The sequence below is a fragment of the Kurthia zopfii genome, assembly GCF_003143955.1.
GTDB classification, from domain to species: Bacteria; Bacillota; Bacilli; order Bacillales_A; family Planococcaceae; genus Kurthia; species Kurthia zopfii.
This window is the reverse complement of the sequence record NZ_QFVS01000001.1, coordinates 74,546-95,683: the sequence shown is the minus strand read 5'-3', so window position 1 is coordinate 95,683 and position 21,138 is coordinate 74,546. Positions and strand designations below refer to the sequence as shown.

The 21,138-nt window shown below is 36.5% G+C and carries 20 protein-coding genes; 3 read left to right on the top strand and 17 right to left on the bottom strand.

The features are described from left to right. Positions 1–4: 4 nt before the first annotated feature. From DF281_RS00460 to DF281_RS00420, 9 genes are all read right to left on the bottom strand, one after another. Positions 5–724 carry a hypothetical protein gene (locus DF281_RS00460; protein WP_109348289.1) on the bottom strand — a complete coding sequence of 240 codons (720 nt, stop codon included), beginning with the start codon at positions 722–724 and terminating at the stop codon, positions 5–7. Beyond that, positions 724–2,277, bottom strand: coding sequence for a pilus assembly protein PilM (pilM, locus tag DF281_RS00455; RefSeq protein ID WP_166636036.1), 1,554 nt, complete (start codon positions 2,275–2,277; stop codon positions 724–726). The genes DF281_RS00460 and pilM overlap by 1 nt, the downstream gene beginning before the upstream one ends. Positions 2,278–2,357: 80 nt before the next feature. Next, positions 2,358–2,858 carry a prepilin-type N-terminal cleavage/methylation domain-containing protein gene (locus DF281_RS00450; RefSeq protein ID WP_109348287.1) on the bottom strand — a complete coding sequence of 167 codons (501 nt, stop codon included), beginning with the start codon at positions 2,856–2,858 and terminating at the stop codon, positions 2,358–2,360. A gap of 136 nt (positions 2,859–2,994) precedes the next feature. Further along, positions 2,995–3,429, bottom strand: a complete 435-nt coding sequence (locus DF281_RS00445; RefSeq protein ID WP_109348286.1) for a prepilin-type N-terminal cleavage/methylation domain-containing protein — start codon at positions 3,427–3,429, stop codon at positions 2,995–2,997. A gap of 27 nt (positions 3,430–3,456) precedes the next feature. Then, positions 3,457–3,927 (bottom strand): prepilin-type N-terminal cleavage/methylation domain-containing protein, encoded by a 471-nt coding sequence (locus DF281_RS00440; RefSeq protein WP_172461965.1) that lies wholly within the window; start codon positions 3,925–3,927, stop codon positions 3,457–3,459. 110 nt (positions 3,928–4,037) lie between these two features. Further along, on the bottom strand, positions 4,038–5,243 hold the full coding sequence (locus DF281_RS00435; RefSeq protein WP_109348284.1) for a type II secretion system F family protein: 1,206 nt from the start codon (positions 5,241–5,243) through the stop codon (positions 4,038–4,040). Beyond that, positions 5,243–6,283 (bottom strand): type IV pilus twitching motility protein PilT, encoded by a 1,041-nt coding sequence (locus DF281_RS00430; RefSeq protein WP_109348283.1) that lies wholly within the window; start codon positions 6,281–6,283, stop codon positions 5,243–5,245. The genes DF281_RS00435 and DF281_RS00430 overlap by 1 nt, the downstream gene beginning before the upstream one ends. Before the next feature lie 14 nt (positions 6,284–6,297). Then, positions 6,298–7,956 carry a GspE/PulE family protein gene (locus DF281_RS00425; protein ID WP_109348282.1) on the bottom strand — a complete coding sequence of 553 codons (1,659 nt, stop codon included), beginning with the start codon at positions 7,954–7,956 and terminating at the stop codon, positions 6,298–6,300. Beyond that, the gene (locus tag DF281_RS00420; RefSeq protein WP_166636035.1) at positions 7,953–9,317 is read right to left on the bottom strand and encodes a G5 domain-containing protein; all 1,365 of its coding nucleotides are present in this window, start codon (positions 9,315–9,317) and stop codon (positions 7,953–7,955) included. The genes DF281_RS00425 and DF281_RS00420 overlap by 4 nt, the downstream gene beginning before the upstream one ends. A gap of 217 nt (positions 9,318–9,534) precedes the next feature. On the opposite strand from DF281_RS00420, the gene DF281_RS00415 reads away from it, so the two are divergent. Genes DF281_RS00415 through DF281_RS00405 form a run of 3 tightly spaced genes read left to right on the top strand, consistent with a single transcriptional unit; the run spans position 9,535 to position 12,484 of the window. Then, entirely contained in the window at positions 9,535–10,137 is a 603-nt protein-coding gene (locus DF281_RS00415) for a type IV pilus modification PilV family protein (RefSeq protein WP_109348280.1), read from the top strand. Between the two features lie 12 nt (positions 10,138–10,149). Further along, the gene (locus tag DF281_RS00410) at positions 10,150–10,635 is read left to right on the top strand and encodes a prepilin-type N-terminal cleavage/methylation domain-containing protein (RefSeq protein ID WP_109348279.1); all 486 of its coding nucleotides are present in this window, start codon (positions 10,150–10,152) and stop codon (positions 10,633–10,635) included. After that, a complete protein-coding gene (locus DF281_RS00405) occupies positions 10,616–12,484 on the top strand; it encodes a PilX N-terminal domain-containing pilus assembly protein (protein ID WP_109348278.1) in 1,869 nt (622 codons plus the stop codon). The genes DF281_RS00410 and DF281_RS00405 overlap by 20 nt, the downstream gene beginning before the upstream one ends. A gap of 195 nt (positions 12,485–12,679) precedes the next feature. Here the strand turns inward: DF281_RS00405 and DF281_RS00400 are convergent, their stop codons facing one another. The 8 genes from DF281_RS00400 to ruvB all read right to left on the bottom strand — a co-directional run bounded on the left by DF281_RS00400 (position 12,680) and on the right by ruvB (position 21,135). After that, positions 12,680–14,404, bottom strand: a complete 1,725-nt coding sequence (locus DF281_RS00400) for a S8 family serine peptidase (protein WP_109348277.1) — start codon at positions 14,402–14,404, stop codon at positions 12,680–12,682. Between the two features lie 140 nt (positions 14,405–14,544). Further along, positions 14,545–16,830, bottom strand: a complete 2,286-nt coding sequence (secDF, locus tag DF281_RS00395; protein WP_109348276.1) for a protein translocase subunit SecDF — start codon at positions 16,828–16,830, stop codon at positions 14,545–14,547. A gap of 169 nt (positions 16,831–16,999) precedes the next feature. Continuing rightward, positions 17,000–17,296 (bottom strand): post-transcriptional regulator, encoded by a 297-nt coding sequence (locus DF281_RS00390; protein ID WP_109348275.1) that lies wholly within the window; start codon positions 17,294–17,296, stop codon positions 17,000–17,002. Positions 17,297–17,308: 12 nt separating this feature from the next. Next, complete coding sequence (locus DF281_RS14640; RefSeq protein WP_166636034.1) at positions 17,309–17,467, bottom strand: hypothetical protein; 159 nt, start codon at positions 17,465–17,467, stop codon at positions 17,309–17,311. A gap of 130 nt (positions 17,468–17,597) precedes the next feature. Continuing rightward, positions 17,598–17,873: a preprotein translocase subunit YajC gene (gene yajC / locus DF281_RS00385; protein ID WP_109348274.1), complete on the bottom strand. Its 276-nt coding sequence runs from the start codon at positions 17,871–17,873 to the stop codon at positions 17,598–17,600. A gap of 43 nt (positions 17,874–17,916) precedes the next feature. Then, entirely contained in the window at positions 17,917–19,062 is a 1,146-nt protein-coding gene (gene tgt / locus DF281_RS00380) for a tRNA guanosine(34) transglycosylase Tgt (protein WP_109348273.1), read from the bottom strand. 3 nt (positions 19,063–19,065) lie between these two features. Further along, positions 19,066–20,112 carry a tRNA preQ1(34) S-adenosylmethionine ribosyltransferase-isomerase QueA gene (gene queA, locus DF281_RS00375; RefSeq protein WP_109348272.1) on the bottom strand — a complete coding sequence of 349 codons (1,047 nt, stop codon included), beginning with the start codon at positions 20,110–20,112 and terminating at the stop codon, positions 19,066–19,068. 18 nt (positions 20,113–20,130) lie between these two features. Next, positions 20,131–21,135, bottom strand: a complete 1,005-nt coding sequence (gene ruvB, locus DF281_RS00370; protein WP_109348271.1) for a Holliday junction branch migration DNA helicase RuvB — start codon at positions 21,133–21,135, stop codon at positions 20,131–20,133. Positions 21,136–21,138 lie beyond the last annotated feature (3 nt).

Sequence of the window (21,138 nt, the reverse complement as noted above, 5' to 3'; positions counted from 1 at the left end):
TCACCTACTGAATATCTTTCGAATAGAATGTTGTTAATTGAACGGTTGCTGAAACAGGATATTTCTTCTCGGTAGTAATTTCCTCCGATTCACTTGAAGTGACATCTTCTGGATTTTCGATTGTATAAACTACAGAATCAATACGGATTAGACGAGGGTTCTTCTCCGCTTCCTTTAAAAACTCAACGATGTTTTGTTCTTCATCTGCCGATACCGTTAATGCTACAGTAACTAATTTCACATCCGCTGGCAATGACTTTTCTGAAATAGGCGAAGAAGGCTCCGTATTCGTAATTTCGTCCTTTTTTTCAGCGTCATTTTCTTCTAATGGATTTTGCACATCCCCTTCAGAAATTGATTGATCATCTTTTTGTAACGCATCTTTTGCCGATTCATCATAATTATTAAAGCTGACATTTGAAATATGTGTTTCACTTAACGACTCAAATTGTTCAATCAATTTTATAATTTGGCTGATTTCTCGTGTTTTTGGCACTTTCAAACGCAAGGCTGATTCATTCATTTTCAAACTTTCTTGATTTTCTTTTAAGACATCCATTTGATTTTTCACATCTTCAACATCCGAAATAAGTTGGATATTGGATTGTTGTAGCGATGCTTTCTCATCGAATTTTGGCCCGATGATATAGGTATACACTGCATAGGCAAGAGCGCCAACTAAGCAGAATAGTAGTAGTCCAAGTAAGATTGGTTTATTCTTCATTAATCATTACGCTCCTCTTGTAGTGCTGTTAGATTTAAATCAAGTTCAATTTCAGCAATATGACGATCAATCGTTTCGTCGATTTGGACTTCATCATTTTCATTGCCCGGTTTCTTCGTATTGATCGTATTTACTTTTACATCTTTAAAAATAGGATTCATCTGTATTTTTTCGATGTAATTCGCTAATTCAGAATATGTTTCATATTGAATAACTGCTTTTGCCGAAGTTTCAGCAAATTCATAATTCGTTTTATAATTATAGTCCGCTAAATTTTTGTTCACAGCCGCAATGATCGGCGTTACAGGATAGGATAATTGTTCAATCGTTTTCACCGCATCCTCTAATGAATCACCATCTGAACTTTGAAGTTGCTCTAATTGACTGTTCGCTTCATCAAGAGCGGCAACTTTCGCCTCATTTTCCTTCTGTAAATCGGCAACATCTGTTGATAATGAGTAATTCCAAACTGCGACACCCGCAATGAAAAGAACACCTAAAATCGCAGCAGCCCAAATCCCAATTTTATTTGAACTTCGCGCACTTCTTAAAGGTGGCATCAAATTAATGAGTGGTACTTGCGTAAATGGATCTGCACGTAACGCTAAGCCTAGTAATTCCGCATGACCGGCATTATAGTTCGGATAATATTGTTTCAATTTTAAATCATCTAATTTAAATACTGGCAACTCAAATTGGCTCGACAACATATCATAAATATATTGATTTTCTGGACAATCACCCATCAAAATGATCTGTTCGATTTGACGTTGATCCTTACTTACTGAAAAACGGTAGAAATTCATGATTCGCCCGATTTCCGCTAATGCTTCCATCAAATTCATTTTATAATCTGCTAAATTGCCGTTATACGTATATGTAAAGCCATTTTCCGTCTCATTCAACTGCCATTGCGTTAATTCCGTTTCAATCGATTGAAATCTTAAAAACTCTAAATGTCCTTTCGAAAAAATTGATAATGACATTTCATTAATCAATGTTGAAACGACCATCGTTGTTTGATCTTCTAATGAAGGGAAGATTTGCTCAGCAAGACGTAAATTCGCTAATGACTTAATGTCCGCGCCAATCGGTTTTAAACCAGCATCATTTAAAAGTTGCTGCATTTTTATTACTTCAATCCCATTTGAAGCAAATAAAATCGCATGCTGATCTTCTGGATCCGGGTCATAAACATCAATTACCGGTTCGTCAAAAGGTAGATGTATAGTTTCACCAATTTCTAACTCAAAATATTCCTTCAAAGATTGATTATGTAAATCTTCTGGATGCTCGACATTTCGCATCGTCACAGCATGATCCGGCACTGTATAAATCACTGAATGGCCTTTTATATGATTGATTTTCACCATTTCTTTTAATGTATCAAAAAATACGATTTCATCGACAATCAGCCCTTCACGAACTGTCCCCCCTACTAACGGCGCTTCGATAACTTCTCCCTTTGCAACGTCTTTATCTACGAAGCGGAAAAATTGTATTTTATAATCTGTATATGTGAACGCTACTTTCTTTTTTGATGAAAAAAACATACTAATTCCCTCACTTCTTTTAAATCCACTCTTTTGGCACGAGGCCATCATAGGATAGCCTCTAAACGAAAGAGTGGAGATTATGGTTTGTTTGGATCAACTTTTTTCCCTTGCATCGCAGTTGCTATTTCTTCTTCTGTTGCTTCGTCTATATCATCTCCACCTGAAACTGAAGCATCTTTTAGCAGGTCTGAATACTTATCATTTAAATTGTCAAATTCAGAGAAATTAATAGAATAAATATCTTTATTTTCTTCTGGGACATAATCTCGACGAACCAGATCTTTCTCACCTAACTTATGATTTGTTTGTTCCACATATTGTTCTAAATCTTCTTTAAAACATTTTAAGTTATTCTTGTTCTGAATTGTACAATGTCCATCTGCAACTGCTATTTTCGCGGCTTTAATAATAATGGCTGCATCCGATAAAATAGCTTTTGATTTTGAATTTGAAATAATATTGCTAATAGCTGGAATGGCGATCAGGGCGATGATTGCTAAAATTACGATTACTGCTAATAACTCAATCAATGTCATACCTTTTTCATTTCTTACTTTTTGACGAATAATTGTTTTCATAGGAAAACCTCCTCATTAATGGTAATAGATTTCTCCATTTCTCCCATCCATTGTAGTAGTCTGTTTTCCCCTAACTTCCTTCAACTACTTCGGCACGAGGCTGTCATCTGACAGCCTCTAAACGAATGAGTTGAAATTACTTACCGCCCATTGCTGTTGCGATTTCTTTTTGCGTAGCTTTGTTTTCTGAATTATCCGGTAATTTTGCTTTATATTTTTCATTTAGGTCTTTTAATCCTGTGTACACAATAGTATAACCACCATCAGCATTTTTAGTAACTGTGTCAGTTGCCACTAATGCAGTTCCTGAAATCTCAACGAAATCTTTTAATTCTGTACCTGTACATTTAGTTGAAGTAGAACAAGCACCATCAGCAATTGCTGTTTTTGCGCCTGAAATAATTGTTGTTGCGTCTGCTAAAATTGCTTTTGATTTTGAGTTCGAGATGATGTTACCGATTGCTGGAATAGCGATTAAGGCGATGATTGCTAAAATTACGATTACTGCTAGTAATTCGATTAACGTCATACCTTTTTCGTTTTTTAATTTCTTATTTAATAGATTTCTCATTGGAAACCCTCCGTTTTCTATTTAGAATTATTTATTACCCATTACTGTGGAAATTTGCTTTTGTGTAGCTGCTGTAATACCGCCTTTTTTCTTACCCGTTTCAACTAAGTTTGAGTACTTATCATTTAGTTCTTTTAAAGCACTATACGTGATTTTATAAGATACAGTGCCATCATCAGCTTTTGTTTTTACAACAGTATCTTTTGTATCATCTAATGGAGTACCTGAAATCTCTACGAAATCTTTTAAGTTTTCACCAGTACATGTTGTTGTTTTACCACTTTCTGTACATGATCCGTCAGCAATTGCTGTTTTTGCACCTGAAATAATTGTTGTTGCGTCTGCTAAAATTGCTTTTGATTTCGAGTTCGAAATGATGTTACCGATTGCTGGAATAGCGATTAATGCAATGATTGCTAAAATTACGATTACTGCTAGTAACTCGATTAGCGTCATACCTTTTTCATTGTTTAATTTCTTGTTTAATAGATTTCTCAATGGAAACCCTCCTATAGTTTTTTTACCCTTGATGAAAGTACGTCCGATCTGCTTGCGCAACGTCCGTTCACCTCCCTTCAAGGCGCGCATGAACTGGACTGACTTACATCTTAGATTTGGTCGTATAAACTGAACATTGGCATCATAATAGCTGCCACGATAAAGCCGACAATACCGGCTAATAATAAAATCATTAATGGTTCAATAAGTGATTTCAATGAATCGACCGTTCGATCCACATCATCCTCATAAAATTCCGCGATTTTTTCTAACATATAATCAAGTGAACCAGTCGTTTCACCAATCGATACCATCTGCGTTACAAGTGGTGGGAATACCCAACTTTTCTCTAATGGGTCAGCTAAAGAGCTACCTGCTTCAAGTGATTTTTTTGAATCGCGAATTACTTCTTCGATAATTGGATTACCTGAGATTTTTTCAACAATCGTCAATGCATTTAAAATTGGAACCGAACTGCTGAATAAAGAAGATAATGTTCTCGTCATTCTCGCAATTGCTGACTTTTGTAAAACCGCTCCGAATACCGGTAATTTCAATAGGACATAATAAACGCTGTAATGAAATTGTTTATTATTTTTAAATAGGAAAATAAAGATTCCGACTACTGCGATTATGACCGATAAGAAAATCCACCAATAATCTTTTAATGCATCACTAAATTTCAGAACAATTACAGTAATCGTTGGTAATTCTGCTCCAAAACTTTCGAAGTTCTGCGTAAATTGCGGTACTAACCATAGAAGCATAAATGCGCCGACAAATAAGATTAAAATGATCAGTACAATCGGGTACATCATCGCTGATTGAATTTTCTTTTTTAATTTAAATGTTTTTTCATAACTTGAAGCCAATCGTTCAAGTGTTTCATCCATATTTCCGGTAACTTCCCCAGCTTTCATCATATTAATGAAAAGCGTTGGAAATACTTTCGGAAATTTACTTGCCGCAGTTGAAAATGAAATCCCTGCGCGTAAATCTTCTTCAATGGCAAATAAAGATTTTTTCAACATTTTACTTTCTGTTTGTTTTGCCAAAATATGAACAGATTCAACAATCGAAACACCTGCACGAATTAAAGTGGCAAATTGACGACAGAAAATAACGAAATGCTCCATCTTAACAGCAGCTCCGAAATTTAAATCCATATGAAGAATACTATTTGACTCAGTGATTTCTCGCGGGCTAATGCCCATCTCTTTAATTTTCTTAATTGCTGCTGATTTAGAATCTGCCTCAACTGTACCTTTCGCTTGTTCACCTTTTTTTGAGCGACCAATATATTTGAAAGTTGTCATTAATATTCACCTGTATTCAAATGAATTTGCGCTGTTTCAAAATCGATTTTCCGCTCTGATAACAGCTTTTGAATAGAAGCTTCTAAAGTATGCATTCCTAAAGCTCTTGAAGTTTGTAATATATTTGCGATTTGATGAACTTTATCATTTCGAATCAAGTTGGCAATGGAAGGTGTATGCGTTAGCACTTCTGTAGCTGCAATTCGCCCTTTTTGATCAACTCGTTTGAATAATCTTTGTGAAATAATTCCTTGTAATACATTCGCCAATTGGATGCGAATTTGTCCTTGTTGATGAGGTGGAAATACATCAATGATACGGTCAATCGTTGTTGGCGCACTACTCGTATGAAGAGTTGCCATGACTAAGTGACCTGTTTCAGCAGCTGTGATTGCTGTAGAAATCGTATCAAGATCTCGCATTTCCCCTACTAATATAATGTCTGGATCTTGTCGAAGTGCTGCTCGTAAACCATTTGCGAAAGTTTGCGTATCTGAACCTACTTCACGTTGATTGACAATCGATTTTTGATGTCCATGTAAATACTCAATTGGATCTTCCAAAGTAATAATATGCTTCGCTTGCGTTTGATTAATATAGTCAATCATCGCCGCTAAAGTAGTTGATTTACCCGAACCTGTTGGACCTGTTACTAAAATAAGTCCTTGAGGTTTTTTACATAAATCATATAAAACATTCGGCATATTCAATGATTCGATGGTTGGGATGACAGCATCTATTTTACGAGCTGCAAGCGTCAGACTATTTCTTTGATGATAAGCATTCATACGGAATCGACAACGATTTTGTAAAGAATAGTTAAAATCCAATTCGCGTTTCTCTTCAAATTCATCACGACGGAATTCAGGAATTGCTTGTAATACGATTCGTTGTAAATCGTCAGGCAATAGTTTTTGCTCATCAAATGTTTGCAGCTGACCATTTATTCGAAAAGTAGGTGGTATTCCTACAGTCAAATGCAAATCGGAAGCATTCAATTCGTCCGCCTGTGTTAATAATTCAATTAAATCTTTTGACATGTACTCACCTCTACCTAATCTGCTACGACACGTAATATTTCTTCAACTGTAGTGGAACCAGCGATTGCTTTTTCCAAGCCATCAATCATTAATGTTTTAAAGCCACTATTTGCAGCAATTGTTAATAACGCCGAACGGTTTTTATTTTCTAAAATTGCTGTACGCATATCTTCATTAATAGCTAATACTTCATGAATCGCCATACGCCCTTTATAACCTGTGTTATTACATGCCGAGCAACCTCTACCGGACTTCATCGTCATTGCGGTTAATTGATGTTCACGTAATACGGCTAATTCAGTTGCAGTTACTTCTCGATCCGTAGAACAATCACGACACACTTTACGAACTAGACGTTGTGCTACAACACCTTCTAAAGACGCAGTAATTAAGTATGGTTCAACGCCCATATCTTTCAGTCTGGCAATCGATTCAATTGCACTATTCGTATGTAATGTACTAAGTACAAGATGCCCTGTTAATGAAGCTCTTGTCGCAATTTGCGCTGTGTCTGTATCACGAATTTCTCCTACCATAACGATGTCTGGATCCTGTCGTAAAATTGAGCGAAGTCCTGTCGCAAATGTTAGACCAATTTCTTCTTTTACTTGAATTTGATTAACACCTTCCAATTGATATTCCACAGGATCTTCTACTGTAATAATGTTCAAGCCATCATTATTAATACTATTTAATGTTGCAGATAGCGTTGATGATTTACCCGAACCTGTTGGACCAGTAATTAATACGATGCCATTCGGCTTAACGATTAACTGTTGGAATCGTGTTAAATTTTCTTGTGATAATCCTAATTTTTCAATTGAGATTTGTGCATTTTTCGTATCAAGAACACGCATAACTACTTTTTCACCATAGATAGTGGGTAAAGTAGATAAACGTAAATCGATTGCGCGCATTTGTGCCTGTATTTGAATACGACCATCTTGTGGCAAACGATTTTCCGTAATATTCAAATTCCCCATAATTTTTATACGTGCGATTACCATATTTTGCATTGATTTCGGCAATGAACGCTCCGTTTTTAATACACCGTCAATACGGAAACGAATACGGAATTCTGCATCTTGAGGATCAAAGTGAATATCGCTCGCACCTTGTACAACTGCATCCGAAATAATTTGATTTACTAATACGACAATCGGCGAATCATCTGCTACGATATCTGGATTTTCATCTTCTGAATCACCAATTAAATCACTCATCGCTGCATCCATCGTCGCTTGTAATTCATAGTATTTACTAATCGTTTTATAAATATCTTGTTTTGTAGCGATACATGGTTCAACTTTAAAACCAGTCAACATTCGAACTTCTTCGATTGCAAAATAGTCCATCGGGTCTGCCATCGCAATAAATAACTTGTTTTTTTCTTTACGTAACGGCACTAATAAATATCGTTTCGCAATTTCTTTCGGAACGAGTTGGATAATATCTGGATCAATCGGAAACTGACCTAAGCTTACATGTGGGATCCCCAGTTGGAACTCCAACACTTCAATTAAAGTTTGCTCCGTTACAAGATGATCTCGAATTAATACATCACCTAGACGTTCACCAGATTCTTTTCGGGCAAGAGCATCTTGAAGTTGTTCTTCTGTGATTACTTTTGCATCAACTAATAAATCACCTAATCTTCTTCGACCTTGAATCACTTCTCACCCTCACCTTTCTCTTTATCAATTGTATAAATATAGTAGTAACTATCATCATCTTCCGAATAAACTAAATCTGCATTTTCAAGTTGATCTGCAGTCGGTCGATTCGGTAAATCCGATAAATCTTCAGGAACTTCTTCAGTTACTGGCGGTTCTTCAGATTCTGGTGCAACTGGCTCTTCATCGATTAAAGGAATTTCTTCCTCAATAATCGGCTCTTCCGGCTCTGGTTTCGGACGGTCCATCGATTTCAAAATTACCTTATGCTTCGGTGCATAGTAATTCGAACTTACGATTGATTTTTCTCTCCCAGATTGTTCAGAAGTAATTTGACGGTAGATTTTCACTACAAGCCCATCTTTTGGTTGCTGCACTACTTGTTCTTGCCCTACAGATAGGTCCTTCGTATATCGATTAATTACTTTCGCTTCGATTTGTTTTTTCCCAACGGCATAAACACGAACATCATTTACAACATCGCCCTTCGCAACATAGAAAGAAACGAGCAATTGATTTTTTTCGACAATCGCTTGCACTTTCACATTTGCTACATGCGTTGAAGTAAATTGTAAATCTTGATTCTTCCCTGTTTTAATTACCGCTTCATAACCCGCATCTGCATAATTCGGAATCCCCAATGCTTGATTGCGTTCATCAATATCAAATCCTATTGATAAAGCATTTTGATAAAGTGCAGTTGCCATTAAACTTCCGACACGAATATTATGTGGCGCACCAAAATGCTTCATATATGAAAATTTTTCATTTGGTTTAATGATTTTTCCGTTTATTTGTTTTGCATAAGCTGTTAATGTGGCAACTTCTGATTGTTTTAACGGAACGACAGCAGTTGAAACTACTTTGCCATCTTTAAACTCAAATCGTTCAACTGTTAATTTCAAAGGTCGGTTTGGCAATTGACCTGCTTGCAATAATAACTCGTCCATTTTTTCTTCGATTTCATCTTTTCCAACACGATTTTCAACCGCCGTACGAAGTTGATCTGTCGCATGTACGATTAAATCAGTTTGAGCAGCTGGCGTTTTCGACCAAAAATCATACCAGGGATTCTCTTGCAAATTTTCTAATGCCTCAACTGAACGTTGTGCATCAAAATTGAAAGCCGTACCTGGTACTGTTATTTCATCTCCACCTATTTGAATGGCAATATCATTCTTTTGCCAACCTTCTACGATTTTACGAACTTCTATATTCTTTTCCTTTTTTGACATTCCACTTACATCAATTGGCCCAATTTTTGAGCTAACAGATGACGCAAAAACATTCGCTGAATTTAATAAAAAGAGCGAAAATACGACTAAGCTGAAAGTTACACCTATTTTCTTCGTTATTCTCATGTAATTAGCCCCATTCATCTATACAATTCTCGTTTTACAGGAATTTATTGTATTTACTATAGCTAATATACAGTATAATACAACAAAAGGCTATACCTTTTATCATACGTTTTTAAAAAACAAATCTACTTTTTACTAACTGAAAGGTCTTTTTGACTAATGTCATAGGAATATATATACTCTAAATATGAAAGCTTTATAAAGGAGAGAATGCATTTTGAAACAATTAAAAGAGGATGGCTTCACTTTAGTCGAAATTCTCGCTGCATTTGTACTACTAATGATTGTCCTTACTTCTTTTGCATCGCTTTTTCTATCGAGTAAAGCGACGAATGAATCATCTAAGAAGACAGTAACTGCGACTTATACAGCACAGAATATAATGGAAGATATTACGAACCGAATTAAATCGACGAATGATTTAGATGACGATGACGACGACGATGATGATGACGACGACGATGATGATGACGACGACGAAGAAAATATTTTGAAAGACTTCAGACCCGAATGTGTCGTATCTGACGATGATGATGAAATTGAATTTGACGAAGGTCTTACAACTGCTACATTTTCAAAAATCGAAAATAATGAAACAATTATTTTAACGATTAGTAATGCCCCAACTTTTGATCAGCAATTAAAAGAAAGAGATTCAGATGACATCGAAGAAGGTATGTTACAAATTAAAATTGATATTTATGAAGGACATATTACTAATTCTGGATGCAAAAAAATTACTGAAAAACCAAAAGTTCAATTTGAAAATATGATTTTCATGAAATTTGACGATGACGATGATGATTACGATGATGATTAATGAGGTGTTCATATGAGAAATAATAAAGGTTTCACACTTACAGAGGTTTTAGTAGTGCTTGTATTATTAACTGTGATCACTACAGCTTTTTGGAATTTGCTCTCAACCTCGAGCAAAGATTATCAATCACAAACGAAAAATGCGAACTCACTAAATGAACTTTCGTATATCGCAAAACTGATGACACGCGATTTTCGAAAATCGGTATCACTTCAGGTTTCTGGTGAGTCGTTCAAAGTTGGAAACATCAACTATAAAATAGTCAACAATCAAATTGAACGTGATTCTGAACTATTTCAAACGAAGTTCAAGAATATCTGTATAGGGAATCCAAATCCAAAAACAAAGAAAAGTACTAACTGTAGTGAAGAACTGCCCAAGCCGAAAACAAATGATGCCGATAGTTTATACATTCATTTAATAGATGTTGAAGGTAATGAAGTGAAAACGATGATTTACGAACGAGGAGGTAAAAATAATGAAACAACTAAGAAATGAGCAAGGATATGCCTTAGCAATTGCTGTTTTAGTAATTACCGTTTTATCCATTTTAGGAATCAGTTTAATGGCTACAACTGGAAACTCTAAAAAAATGGCGAATAAGGAACAGGAAAACCAAGCCGCCTATTACATTGCTGAAGCTGGCATGAACTTGAAAAAAGCCGAAATAAAAAAAGCTGCCGATCAATTTAGAAAAGATACGGCAGGATGGAAAGATTCAAAGCTTGAAGAAGCATTAAAACAACCACCTAAGATTAACATTTCTACAACATATAATTCTAAAAACAGCAATGGTACAGACAAAGTATTCGATACGAATAACGCTTCTGCAAAAGTTACTGTGGAATACACGACGAAACCAGGTGCAAAAACAACGACCGACAATCAAACCAAAGCAGTACAAAACTACATTTACAAAATTAAATCAGTCGGCATGATCGATAACCAAAAACGAACAATCACATCAACAATGAGCTATGACCTAACAGTGAATTCTGAAGAACAAAAACCAGAAGTAAAACCAGATGAGAATAAAGGCGGTTCAAAGTATGTAATTCATGCATTAGGGAAAATGGAGTTCGCAACTCCAGCAATCATAGGTAAAATTGGCATTTATGATGAAAATAACTATTCAAACGACTATCCTTTTAACCTTGGTTGGGGAAATTGGTCATATAAGTATAGTGAACAATCACCCACACTAAAGAATAAATGTTCAAATACTTTTGGATACCCAGCGACTTGTTATTCATTCGATGCTGCAGTAAAAAAAGAGCATATTATTAAAGGTGACAAAAAAATCCCTAAATTGCCTGTATTTCCAGAAGAGTCATTCAATGTTTTTCGTAGTGAACTTAACAGTAATTTAGCCCTTAAAAGCAAACTGCAAAATTTCAATATGTATAAAGCGAATAACTCTCGCGAAGATGGAATTTATAAAATTTTTTTAAACGACTTAAAAAACGGAATAAAAATTGACGATAAAAACATCACATTGATAGTCGTTGATGAGAAAAAACCAAATGAATTGTCCACAATATCTTTAGATAACTCTCAATATATTTCGTTAAAAAACTCTAAAAATTTGAATCTGGTTGTAAATACAATCAGTCTATCAAATACAAGTAATATTTCTTCAACAGGTCCACTTAATATTTTCTCTGATTCAATTAACCTAAGTAACGAAACGAAGATTGTTTCTTCAAATAACTTAATTGTCAATACAAATGCCCTTTCCTTAACTAATAATACTGAATTAAAATCTTCAATGAATCTAAGCCTGTTTACAAAAGATACAAATATCTCTGTAGACACAAAAATTAACTCAACAAAAGATACAAATTTATATATCGAAAACTCTTTCAATGCTTCAAATAATCTTGGTTTAACCGGAGAACACACTAACATATTTTATAAAGGAAAGTCCCACTTAAACCTGATTAATAAGATTGTTTATAAAGCCGATTTATACTCTTTCAATAGTTGTATTAATATTGAAACAGCTAAAGTAACTGGAGATATTTTCCTTTATAACAATTCTAACTCATCTGATTATTGCCTTATTCAAAACTCCCCAGTTACAACTAAGAATTATTACTTAGCTCCCTTCTCGAATATCAAGTTTGAAGGTGAAGTAGTTTTCTCTGGTTCATTAATTGCTAAAAACATTATAAGTAGTGGAGGAGGAACGCCAAAAATTACGTATAAAGCTCCGGAAATTGGTGTTATGCCTGACCCTCTTCCACCAGGAAATAACGGTTCAAACAACGGCGATTCCATCATCATCGATTCATCATTCAGTGATGCAATAGATTCCGGTACAGTTGAGATCGATAATGATCGATAATTTTAGTTAAACTCAATTCATACAAAGTGAATAATAATGGATGAAAGAAATAGCGAGGACTCTTGCTTCTGCCTGACTCCAGTTGCTGCTTACTTAATCACTTAATCTCAAAACTGTGAATTGCATTCTAATATGTCGAATCCATAAACAAGCCCCACATGATTTCACGATCATGTGGGGCTTCTTCTTATTCTCTTATTTCACCGTATATTTAATATCAAATGGTTTGACTGTTTTATTCTTCGTCGTGCGCATCTTCGCAGGATCGATGACTAAATGATACGTACCTTTTGTCATCGCCTTCGTTGGACGAATCGTCACATACTTCCCATTTGTCGTAACCGTCATATTGAATGAATTGAATTTCGTGCCATCTTTATACATTGTAACTGCGCCTCGTTTCACCGTTGACTTTTTCAAAGGAGTTGTAAACGTTAAACGAGAAGTTTTCTTTGTATGAATCGAAGTTAAATTCGTTACCTTCACACGACTAGATTTTGCTGTACTCGAAACAACCGTCATACCAATTTGTTTGCGATATGCTAGGACGATTTTCTTCTGACTTGCTGCAAGATTCCCATATACAGAATACATTGGCGCATACTCCGTTAAGAAATTCACTTTTTTCTTTTTATTCATCGTCGCAACAGAAGTCGTAATTTTCTTCTTATTTACACGTACATATTTCTCAGCTGCTGTTTCCACTTTTGGTTTAACGACTGGCTTTTTATCTGGAAGGACTACTGGATAATCCACCGAATTATTATTTTTCGGATAAACCGCTAAACCATTTCCAAATGTTGAATCAAAACCACTCGCACCTAAATCAATCGTATTACTTAATAATCTCGCGCGAATTTGTGCATTCGACTCTTTCGGATATTGTTGTTTATAAAGCGCTAGTAAACCTGCAATATGAGGTGTCGCAAAGGAAGTACCACTTTTCGACTCAAAATTATTCGAAGTACCAAGTGACTTAATATAACTTCCCGGTGCAACAACACTTACCTCTTTCCCCTGATTCGAAAAACTTGAAATAGCTTTTTTTGAATCAACTGAGCCAACAGCTACTACGCCATTAATCGCCGCAGGGTAATCAACCGAATTGCCGTAATTACCTGTTGCCGCTACGATCAATATATTTCGATCCAACGCTTTCTTTACAGCAATATATATTGGGCTATCTGCTAATTTCTCGCCTGGATCTAATAAATCTCCTTGAGAAATCCCCATCGAAATATTTAATACATCTAATTTCATTTCAATTGCATAATCGATTGCTTCCATAAAATCGATTAAATCCGCTCCATCTTTACCATCAATATTCATTGAATATAAATCAGCTCCAGGAGCCACACCTACAAGCTCGCCTGATTTAGAAGGCTGACCAGCGATAATCCCCGCTACGAATGTGCCATGCGTTGCAGCATATAATGAATGATCAATTTGCGTACGATCTGAAATAAAATCCTTCTTCTTCACATCGATTAAATAATTGCTTGGCGCAACTGCAGAATCAATAATACCAACCTTTACACCTTTACCATCAAATTGCTGATTCCATGCTTCACTAGCCTTTACCATATCTAAATTCCAACTACTTTCATACATAGATAATGGGTTGGCTAAGAAATTACTTGATGTGCGTAACTTCTTCTTACTCGTATGAACAACTTGAATATCTTTTGATTGTTCTAGTTTTTGAAGATCTGCTTTTGAAAATTCACCGACAACTGCATCGATCTCATTCAATTGAGCATCTACTTGCCCTGCTTTTTGTAATACTAATTTCTTACCTACTTCATTTTTATAAAACACTGATACATCTTCCACTTTATCCTGTGCATGAGCTGTTATTCCTACCCCGAAACTGATACCTAGTGATAAAATCACGCTAATAGCTAGTTTATTATGAATCATATGATTACACCTCAAATAAATAGTCTTAAATACCTTTTATCAGATTGTATCATTATACCCACTAAATTGGAATTGTTTTTATAAAAAAATACTAGACTACAAAAGTAGCCTAGTATTTAATATAACCGATTATGAAATTTTTACACCTGTGGCTCGTCTGAACCCCATTCGCGTTTTTTCTTATCTACATTTACTTTACCGCCTTGTTTCTTCATTTGGCGTACTTTTAATACGTACCAAATTTGAGCAGCGATATAGATTGATGAATACATACCGGTAATTAAACCGATTAATAATGCAATTGAGAAGTTCGTAATTGCTGGAGCACCGAAGATTAATAATGCGACAACTACTACAATTACAGTTAATACCGTGTTCACAGAACGACCAAGTGTTTGACGTAATGATTTATTGACGATTTCCGCTAAATCATCGGCATTTTCGACTACTTTCACACGATGTAGATTTTCTCGGATACGGTCAAATGTAACGATCGTATCATTGATTGAATAACCGACAATCGTCAGAACAGCCGCAATGAATGTCATATCCACTTCTAAGCGGAATAAACTGAAGATCCCTACCATGAAGAATACATCATGGAATAGTGACGCAATTGCCCCAACACCCATGCGCCATTCGAAACGGAATGCCACGTAGATAATAATACCCAGTGCCGCAATTAATAATGCATACACTGCAGACTTCGCAATTTCCTTACCTACTTGAGGTGATACAGAACTAATTGATGCTTTATGTCCGAATTCTTTTTCAGAAGCATCGTTAATTTTTTTAACATCATCTTTTCCTAAATCTGTAACGTAACCGACTGAAGCTTGATTTGACTTGTCGCCTTTGATTGTAATGTTTTCAGATGGATAACCTGTCTTGTCTAAAAACTTACTAACTTCTTGCGTCGTTAATTTTTGTTCTGATTGTAACTCTACTCGTGAACCGCTTGAGAAGTCGATTCCTAAGTTTAATTTGAAGATGCCTAATACGATTAAACCAGCTAAAATGAATACACCTGATGCGACGAAGAATCGTTTACGTGTGTGAACAAAGTCCAATCGGTCGAATTTTGTTTTAAGGTCTAAAGTATCAATACCTTCTTCAATTTTGTGAATACGTGATTTTTTAACACCAAACCAAGTTTTCTTATTGTCTAAGAATCCGCTTTGTACAAGTAATCCAAGTAATACGCGAGTTCCCCAAACTGCTGTTAGGAAGCTGACAAGAATACTAATGATTAATGTAGTTGCGAAACCTTTAACTGAACTTACACCGAAGATGAATAAAATTGCTGCAGCAAGTAAAGTTGTAATATTGGCATCGAAAATTGCTGAGAATGAATTTTTAGACCCTTCTTTAAATGCTTGTTTTACAGTTTTACCTACACGAATTTCCTCTTTCAGTCGCTCGTACATGAGGATGTTGGCATCGACTGCCATCCCTATACCAAGTACAAGTGCCGCAATCCCTGGTAATGTTAATACTGCATTAATCATACCGAAGATCCAAAGTGTAATGAATGTGAATACTGTTAATGTAATGATTGCAATAAGTCCTGGTAAACGATAAACGAATAACATGAAGACAAAGATTGCGATTACACCGATGATTGCTGCAAATACAGTCGATTTAAGCGCTTCTTGACCGAATTGAGCACCAACAGATGTTGAATAAATTTCATCTAACTGTACAGGTAAAGAACCAGCATTTAATATACCTGCTAGATCCTTCGTTTCTTGAACTGTGAAATTACCTGAAATTTGAACGCTGTCAGAATTGATTGGGTTTTCAACAGTTGCTGCTGAAATGAATTTTGGTTTTTCTCCAGCTGCCTCTTTTGCAGCTTCTTTTTCGTATGTGTCACCTTTTTGGTAATCTAACCAAATAACCATTAGATTTTTACCCGGTCCACGATTTGCTAAATCAGTAGTAAGTTCACCGAATTTCTTAGCATCTTTTAGTTTTAAAGATACGATTGGCTGACCAGAGTTCCCGTCAAAGCCATCGCTCGCTCCACCTTGTTTTAAATCACTACCATCAAGTAATAATTTATTATCCATGTCGCGGAAAGTTAGATTCGCTTGTGTAGACAGTAATTCACGTGCTGAATCTTGGTCTTTGACGCCCGCTAATTGTACACGAATACGGTGCCCACCTTCGATTTGAATACTTGGCTCACTAACCCCCAAAACGTTTACACGCTCTTGTATGGCCGTTACAGTGGCTTCCATATCCTTGTCCGTTAATGGCTTAGCACCTTTTAACGGCTCTACTTGATAAAGAACTTCAAAACCGCCTTGTAAATCAAGGCCGAGATTAATGTCCTTTACGACGCCTTCAGTTGTTGTACCTACAGTTGCAAGTAGCGCGACAACAATGATGAAGAAGGCGACGATTCGACTTCTCAATTTCATTCAATAATCCTCCCTGAACATTAAAAACGCATAATGCCATTTAAATGCAGTAATATACTACCATTATATTATAACTATAATAGAATAACGACACTTTGTCATCGCTATTCTGTAACAAATATATTATGAGACAGTACCCAACAACTGTCAAATGAACTGGAGAATTTTTTTATTCTTCTAGTAATGCAGCAATTTCATCCGCATTAAGTTCTATGATCGGTGCGTCATCAATTACTTTGCCTTGTTGCTGGTACACGACGATTTGATCCTTGGATAAACTAAAAATATCACTTACGATTTTGTACATGCGTAGATCTTCTTCATCATGATCTTTCCACTTTTTTTCTAATAGGTATTGCCACACAGTTTCTTCTGTGATGTTACGAACGCCTTGATTTTCAAAATCCTTCGTTTTCATCTGAAGTACACTATGCACTTCTCGAAACAATGACTCAAAATTGACCATTCACTACACTCCTTAAAATAAAAAGATTTTCACTGTCCAAGCAATCATACCTAATGCTAACAGTACGATAATGCTTGCACCGAAGATTCGCATACTATACTCAGTTTTTGATAGTTTCGTATAGGTTTGACTATCTGCCATTTTTTGAGGTCTTTCATGTCGTTTTGGCATTCGGTCCTCGCCCCTTTTTAAAGTTGGTTATCTTTATTATTCCACATTTCTTTAAAAAAAGCGATTTAACGCTATGTAAGTCCATAAAAAAAAAGCCCATAGAATAAATTCTATAGACCTTCATTTACGATCAGTTTGCTGGTTCTGATTCGTCAACAACACGACCGATTGCAGCACGTTCAAAACGCATTTTCGTACCATCTTCTAATACTACTACCGCTGTTTTATCGTCAATTGAGTCAATTGTAGCGTGTAATCCACCGATTGTAACGATTTTGTTACCACGACCTAGAGCTGATTGCATCTCTGAAGTCTTTTTACGTTGTTTAGACGCTGGACGGATTAACATGAAGTACATTAACGCAATAATAATCACTAGTGGTAAAAAGTTACCTAAAACTCCCATTTATTTCTCCCCCTTTCTATCTCTCTTAATAATTATACAAGAATCAGAAGTTTTTTGCATTCGGTTTATTAAATCCGTATTGCTCAAAAAATTCTTCACGGAAATCGCCTAGACGATCTTCTTGAATAGCTTGTCGAACTTGGCGCATAAGGTTTTGTAAGAAATGTAAGTTATGCGTAGAAGTTAAGCGAATACCGAAAGTTTCATCTGCCTTGATTAAGTGGCGAATATAAGCCTTCGTATAGTTCTTACAAGTATAGCAATCGCACTCTGGATCAATCGGCGTGAAGTCTTTTGCGAATTTCGCATTTTTCAGCACGACACGTCCTTGACTCGTCATACAAGTACCATTACGTGCTATACGTGTTGGTAATACACAGTCAAACATATCGATCCCACGAATCGAACCATCAATTAATGAGTCAGGAGAACCTACACCCATCAGGTAACGTGGTTTATTGTCTGGTAATAGTGGCGTTGTATATTCTAACATGCGGTTCATGATTGGTTTCGGCTCACCTACTGATAAACCACCAATCGCATAACCTGGGAAGTCCATTGATACTAAGTCTTTTGCAGATTGTTTACGAAGTTCTTCAAACTCTCCACCTTGTACGATTCCGAATAAACCTTGATCTTGTGGACGCGCATGCGCTTCAAGACAACGTTCAGCCCAACGTGAAGTACGTTCAACCGAAGCTTTCATATATTCGAAAGTAGCTGGGAATGGCGGACATTCGTCGAAAGCCATCATAATATCTGACCCTAGATCATTTTGGATCTCCATTGCTTTTTCTGGACTAAGGAACATTTTCGAACCGTTTAAATGGTTACGGAAATGAACGCCTTCTTCAGTAATTTTACGCATATCGCTCAATGAGAATACTTGGAAACCACCTGAATCCGTTAAAATAGCGCGGTCCCAGTTCATAAACTTGTGAAGGCCGCCTGCTTCTTTAATAATCTCATTTCCTGGGCGTAGCCACAAATGATAAGTGTTACTTAAAATAATACCTGCGCCCATTGCTTTAATTTCTTCAGGAGCCATTGTTTTAACAGTGGCTTGCGTTCCTACCGGCATAAATGCAGGTGTTTCAAAAGAACCGTGTGGCGTATGGACGATTCCTAGACGCGCACCCGTTTGCTTACATGTTTTGATTAGTTCATAACGAATTGGTTGTTCAGACATAAATTAATTTCCTTTCTTTTTCGGGCGAATAAACATCGCATCGCCAAAGCTGAAGAATCGGTATTTGTTTTCAACAGCTGTTTTATATGCATTTAAAATATTTTCACGACTTGCAAGCGCGCTAATCATCATGACTAAAGATGATTTAGGTAAGTGGAAGTTAGTCACCATACCGTCAATTGCTTTGTACTCAAAGCCAGGGTAGATGAAAATTTTAGACCAACCTGATTCCGCAATGATTTGGCCATCATTATTTTGAGCAACAGTTTCCAATGTACGTGTCGAAGTTGTTCCGACAGCGATTACACGGCCGCCATTTGCTTTCGTCTCATTAATAATTTTCGCAGTGCTTTCTGGTAAGTTATAAAATTCCGCATGCATATCATGTTCTTCAATTGTATCAACACTTACAGGGCGGAATGTACCGATCCCAACGTGTAAAGTTACGAATGCAACTTGCACACCTTTTGCGCGGATTGCTTCAAGAATTTCTTCCGTGAAATGCAAACCAGCTGTCGGTGCTGCCGCAGAACCTAACTCACGAGAATAAACCGTTTGGTAGCGTTCTTGATTATCCAATTTCTCATGGATATAAGGTGGTAATGGCATCGTACCTAATTTTTCTAGGATTTCAATGAAAATGCCTTCATATTCAAATTTGAACTGACGGCCACCATGATCAAGTTCAGCTGTACAAACCGCTTTTAAAAGACCTTCGCCAAAAGTAACGATTGTGCCTTTTTTAATACGTTTCGCCGGCTTCACAAGTGTTTCCCACTCATCGCCTGAAGTTTGTTTAATTAATAAAACTTCAATATGCGCGCCTGTTTCCTCTTTTAAACCGATTAAACGGGCTGGTAATACACGCGTATCATTTAAAATTAAGCAATCGCCTGCTTCTAATTCATTGACGATGTGAGGGAAATGATGATGCTCGACTTCCCCAGTCTCTTTATCAAGAACCATTAAGCGACTTGCTGATCTATTTTCAAGTGGTACTTGTGCAATTAATTCCTCTGGTAATTCATAATCAAAATCTTCTAATTTCATGACTTTACTTCCTTTTATTTAAGTTTCTGATGGATATGCATATCCAAAATGTTCATATGCAAGCGCTGAAACAATGCGTCCACGTGGCGTTCTTTGGATGAAACCAATTTGCATTAAATAAGGTTCATATACATCCTCGATGGTCATAGATTCTTCCCCGATACTTGCAGAGATTGTATCTAAGCCCACAGGACCTCCTCTAAAGCGTTCAATCATATTCTCGATTAATTTACGGTCGATATGATCTAACCCTAGTGGATCGACTTGTAGAAGCCCTAATGCAGTTTGCGATAATTGCAATGTAATGTCACCATCGCCAATTACTTGCGCATAATCACGTACACGACGTAATAGTCGGTTGGCAATTCGAGGTGTTCCCCTAGAACGTCTCGCCATCTCATTGGCTGCCGTAGCATCAATTTCGATTTCGAATAAATCAGCGCTTCTCGTGACAATTTCGGATAATGACTGTTCATCATAATAATCCAATCTTAATAATACACCAAAACGGTCTCGAAGTGGTGCTGATAATGCGCCAGACCTTGTTGTTGCCCCAACTAATGTAAAAGGTGGCAAATCAAGACGTACAGAACGAGCTGTTGGACCTTTCCCGACGACGATATCTAGGCAGAAATCTTCCATCGCTGGATAAAGAACTTCCTCAATCGCTCGTGGTAGTCGGTGAATTTCATCAATAAATAGCACATCTCCAGGTTCTAGTGAACTTAAAATGGCAGCTAAATCACCTGGTCGCTCAATTGCTGGGCCACTCGTCATACGAATATTAACACCCATCTCTGTCGAAATAACAGCAGCAAGCGTTGTTTTTCCTAGCCCTGGTGGACCATAAAGTAACACATGATCTAAAGATTCCTCACGCATTTTTGCCGCTTCGATAAAAATACGTAAATTCTCTTTCACTTTATGTTGGCCAATATAGGAATCTAATGTTTGCGGTCTTAATGAAAGCTCCATCTGTTCATCTACTGATGTCGATTCTCCAGATACGACACGATCCTCCATTTA

Excerpts from the sequence above, each read along its gene's own strand:
- DF281_RS00450 (WP_109348287.1), bottom strand. The coding sequence starts at position 2,858 with ATGAAAACAATTATTCGTCAAAAAGTAAGAAATGAAAAAGGTATGACA.
- DF281_RS00435 (WP_109348284.1), bottom strand. The coding sequence starts at position 5,243 with ATGACAACTTTCAAATATATTGGTCGCTCAAAAAAAGGTGAACAAGCG.
- yajC (WP_109348274.1), bottom strand. The coding sequence starts at position 17,873 with ATGGGAGTTTTAGGTAACTTTTTACCACTAGTGATTATTATTGCGTTA.
- DF281_RS00430 (WP_109348283.1), bottom strand. The coding sequence starts at position 6,283 with ATGTCAAAAGATTTAATTGAATTATTAACACAGGCGGACGAATTGAAT.
- DF281_RS00420 (WP_166636035.1), bottom strand. The coding sequence starts at position 9,317 with ATGAGAATAACGAAGAAAATAGGTGTAACTTTCAGCTTAGTCGTATTT.
- queA (WP_109348272.1), bottom strand. The coding sequence starts at position 20,112 with ATGAAATTAGAAGATTTTGATTATGAATTACCAGAGGAATTAATTGCA.
- DF281_RS14640 (WP_166636034.1), bottom strand. The coding sequence starts at position 17,467 with ATGCCAAAACGACATGAAAGACCTCAAAAAATGGCAGATAGTCAAACC.
- secDF (WP_109348276.1), bottom strand. The coding sequence starts at position 16,830 with ATGAAATTGAGAAGTCGAATCGTCGCCTTCTTCATCATTGTTGTCGCG.
- DF281_RS00410 (WP_109348279.1), top strand. The coding sequence starts at position 10,150 with ATGAGAAATAATAAAGGTTTCACACTTACAGAGGTTTTAGTAGTGCTT.
- DF281_RS00400 (WP_109348277.1), bottom strand. The coding sequence starts at position 14,404 with ATGATTCATAATAAACTAGCTATTAGCGTGATTTTATCACTAGGTATC.
- DF281_RS00445 (WP_109348286.1), bottom strand. The coding sequence starts at position 3,429 with ATGAGAAATCTATTAAATAAGAAATTAAAAAACGAAAAAGGTATGACG.
- DF281_RS00460 (WP_109348289.1), bottom strand. The coding sequence starts at position 724 with ATGAAGAATAAACCAATCTTACTTGGACTACTACTATTCTGCTTAGTT.
- tgt (WP_109348273.1), bottom strand. The coding sequence starts at position 19,062 with ATGTCTGAACAACCAATTCGTTATGAACTAATCAAAACATGTAAGCAA.
- ruvB (WP_109348271.1), bottom strand. The coding sequence starts at position 21,135 with ATGGAGGATCGTGTCGTATCTGGAGAATCGACATCAGTAGATGAACAG.
- pilM (WP_166636036.1), bottom strand. The coding sequence starts at position 2,277 with ATGTTTTTTTCATCAAAAAAGAAAGTAGCGTTCACATATACAGATTAT.
- DF281_RS00405 (WP_109348278.1), top strand. The coding sequence starts at position 10,616 with ATGAAACAACTAAGAAATGAGCAAGGATATGCCTTAGCAATTGCTGTT.
- DF281_RS00390 (WP_109348275.1), bottom strand. The coding sequence starts at position 17,296 with ATGGTCAATTTTGAGTCATTGTTTCGAGAAGTGCATAGTGTACTTCAG.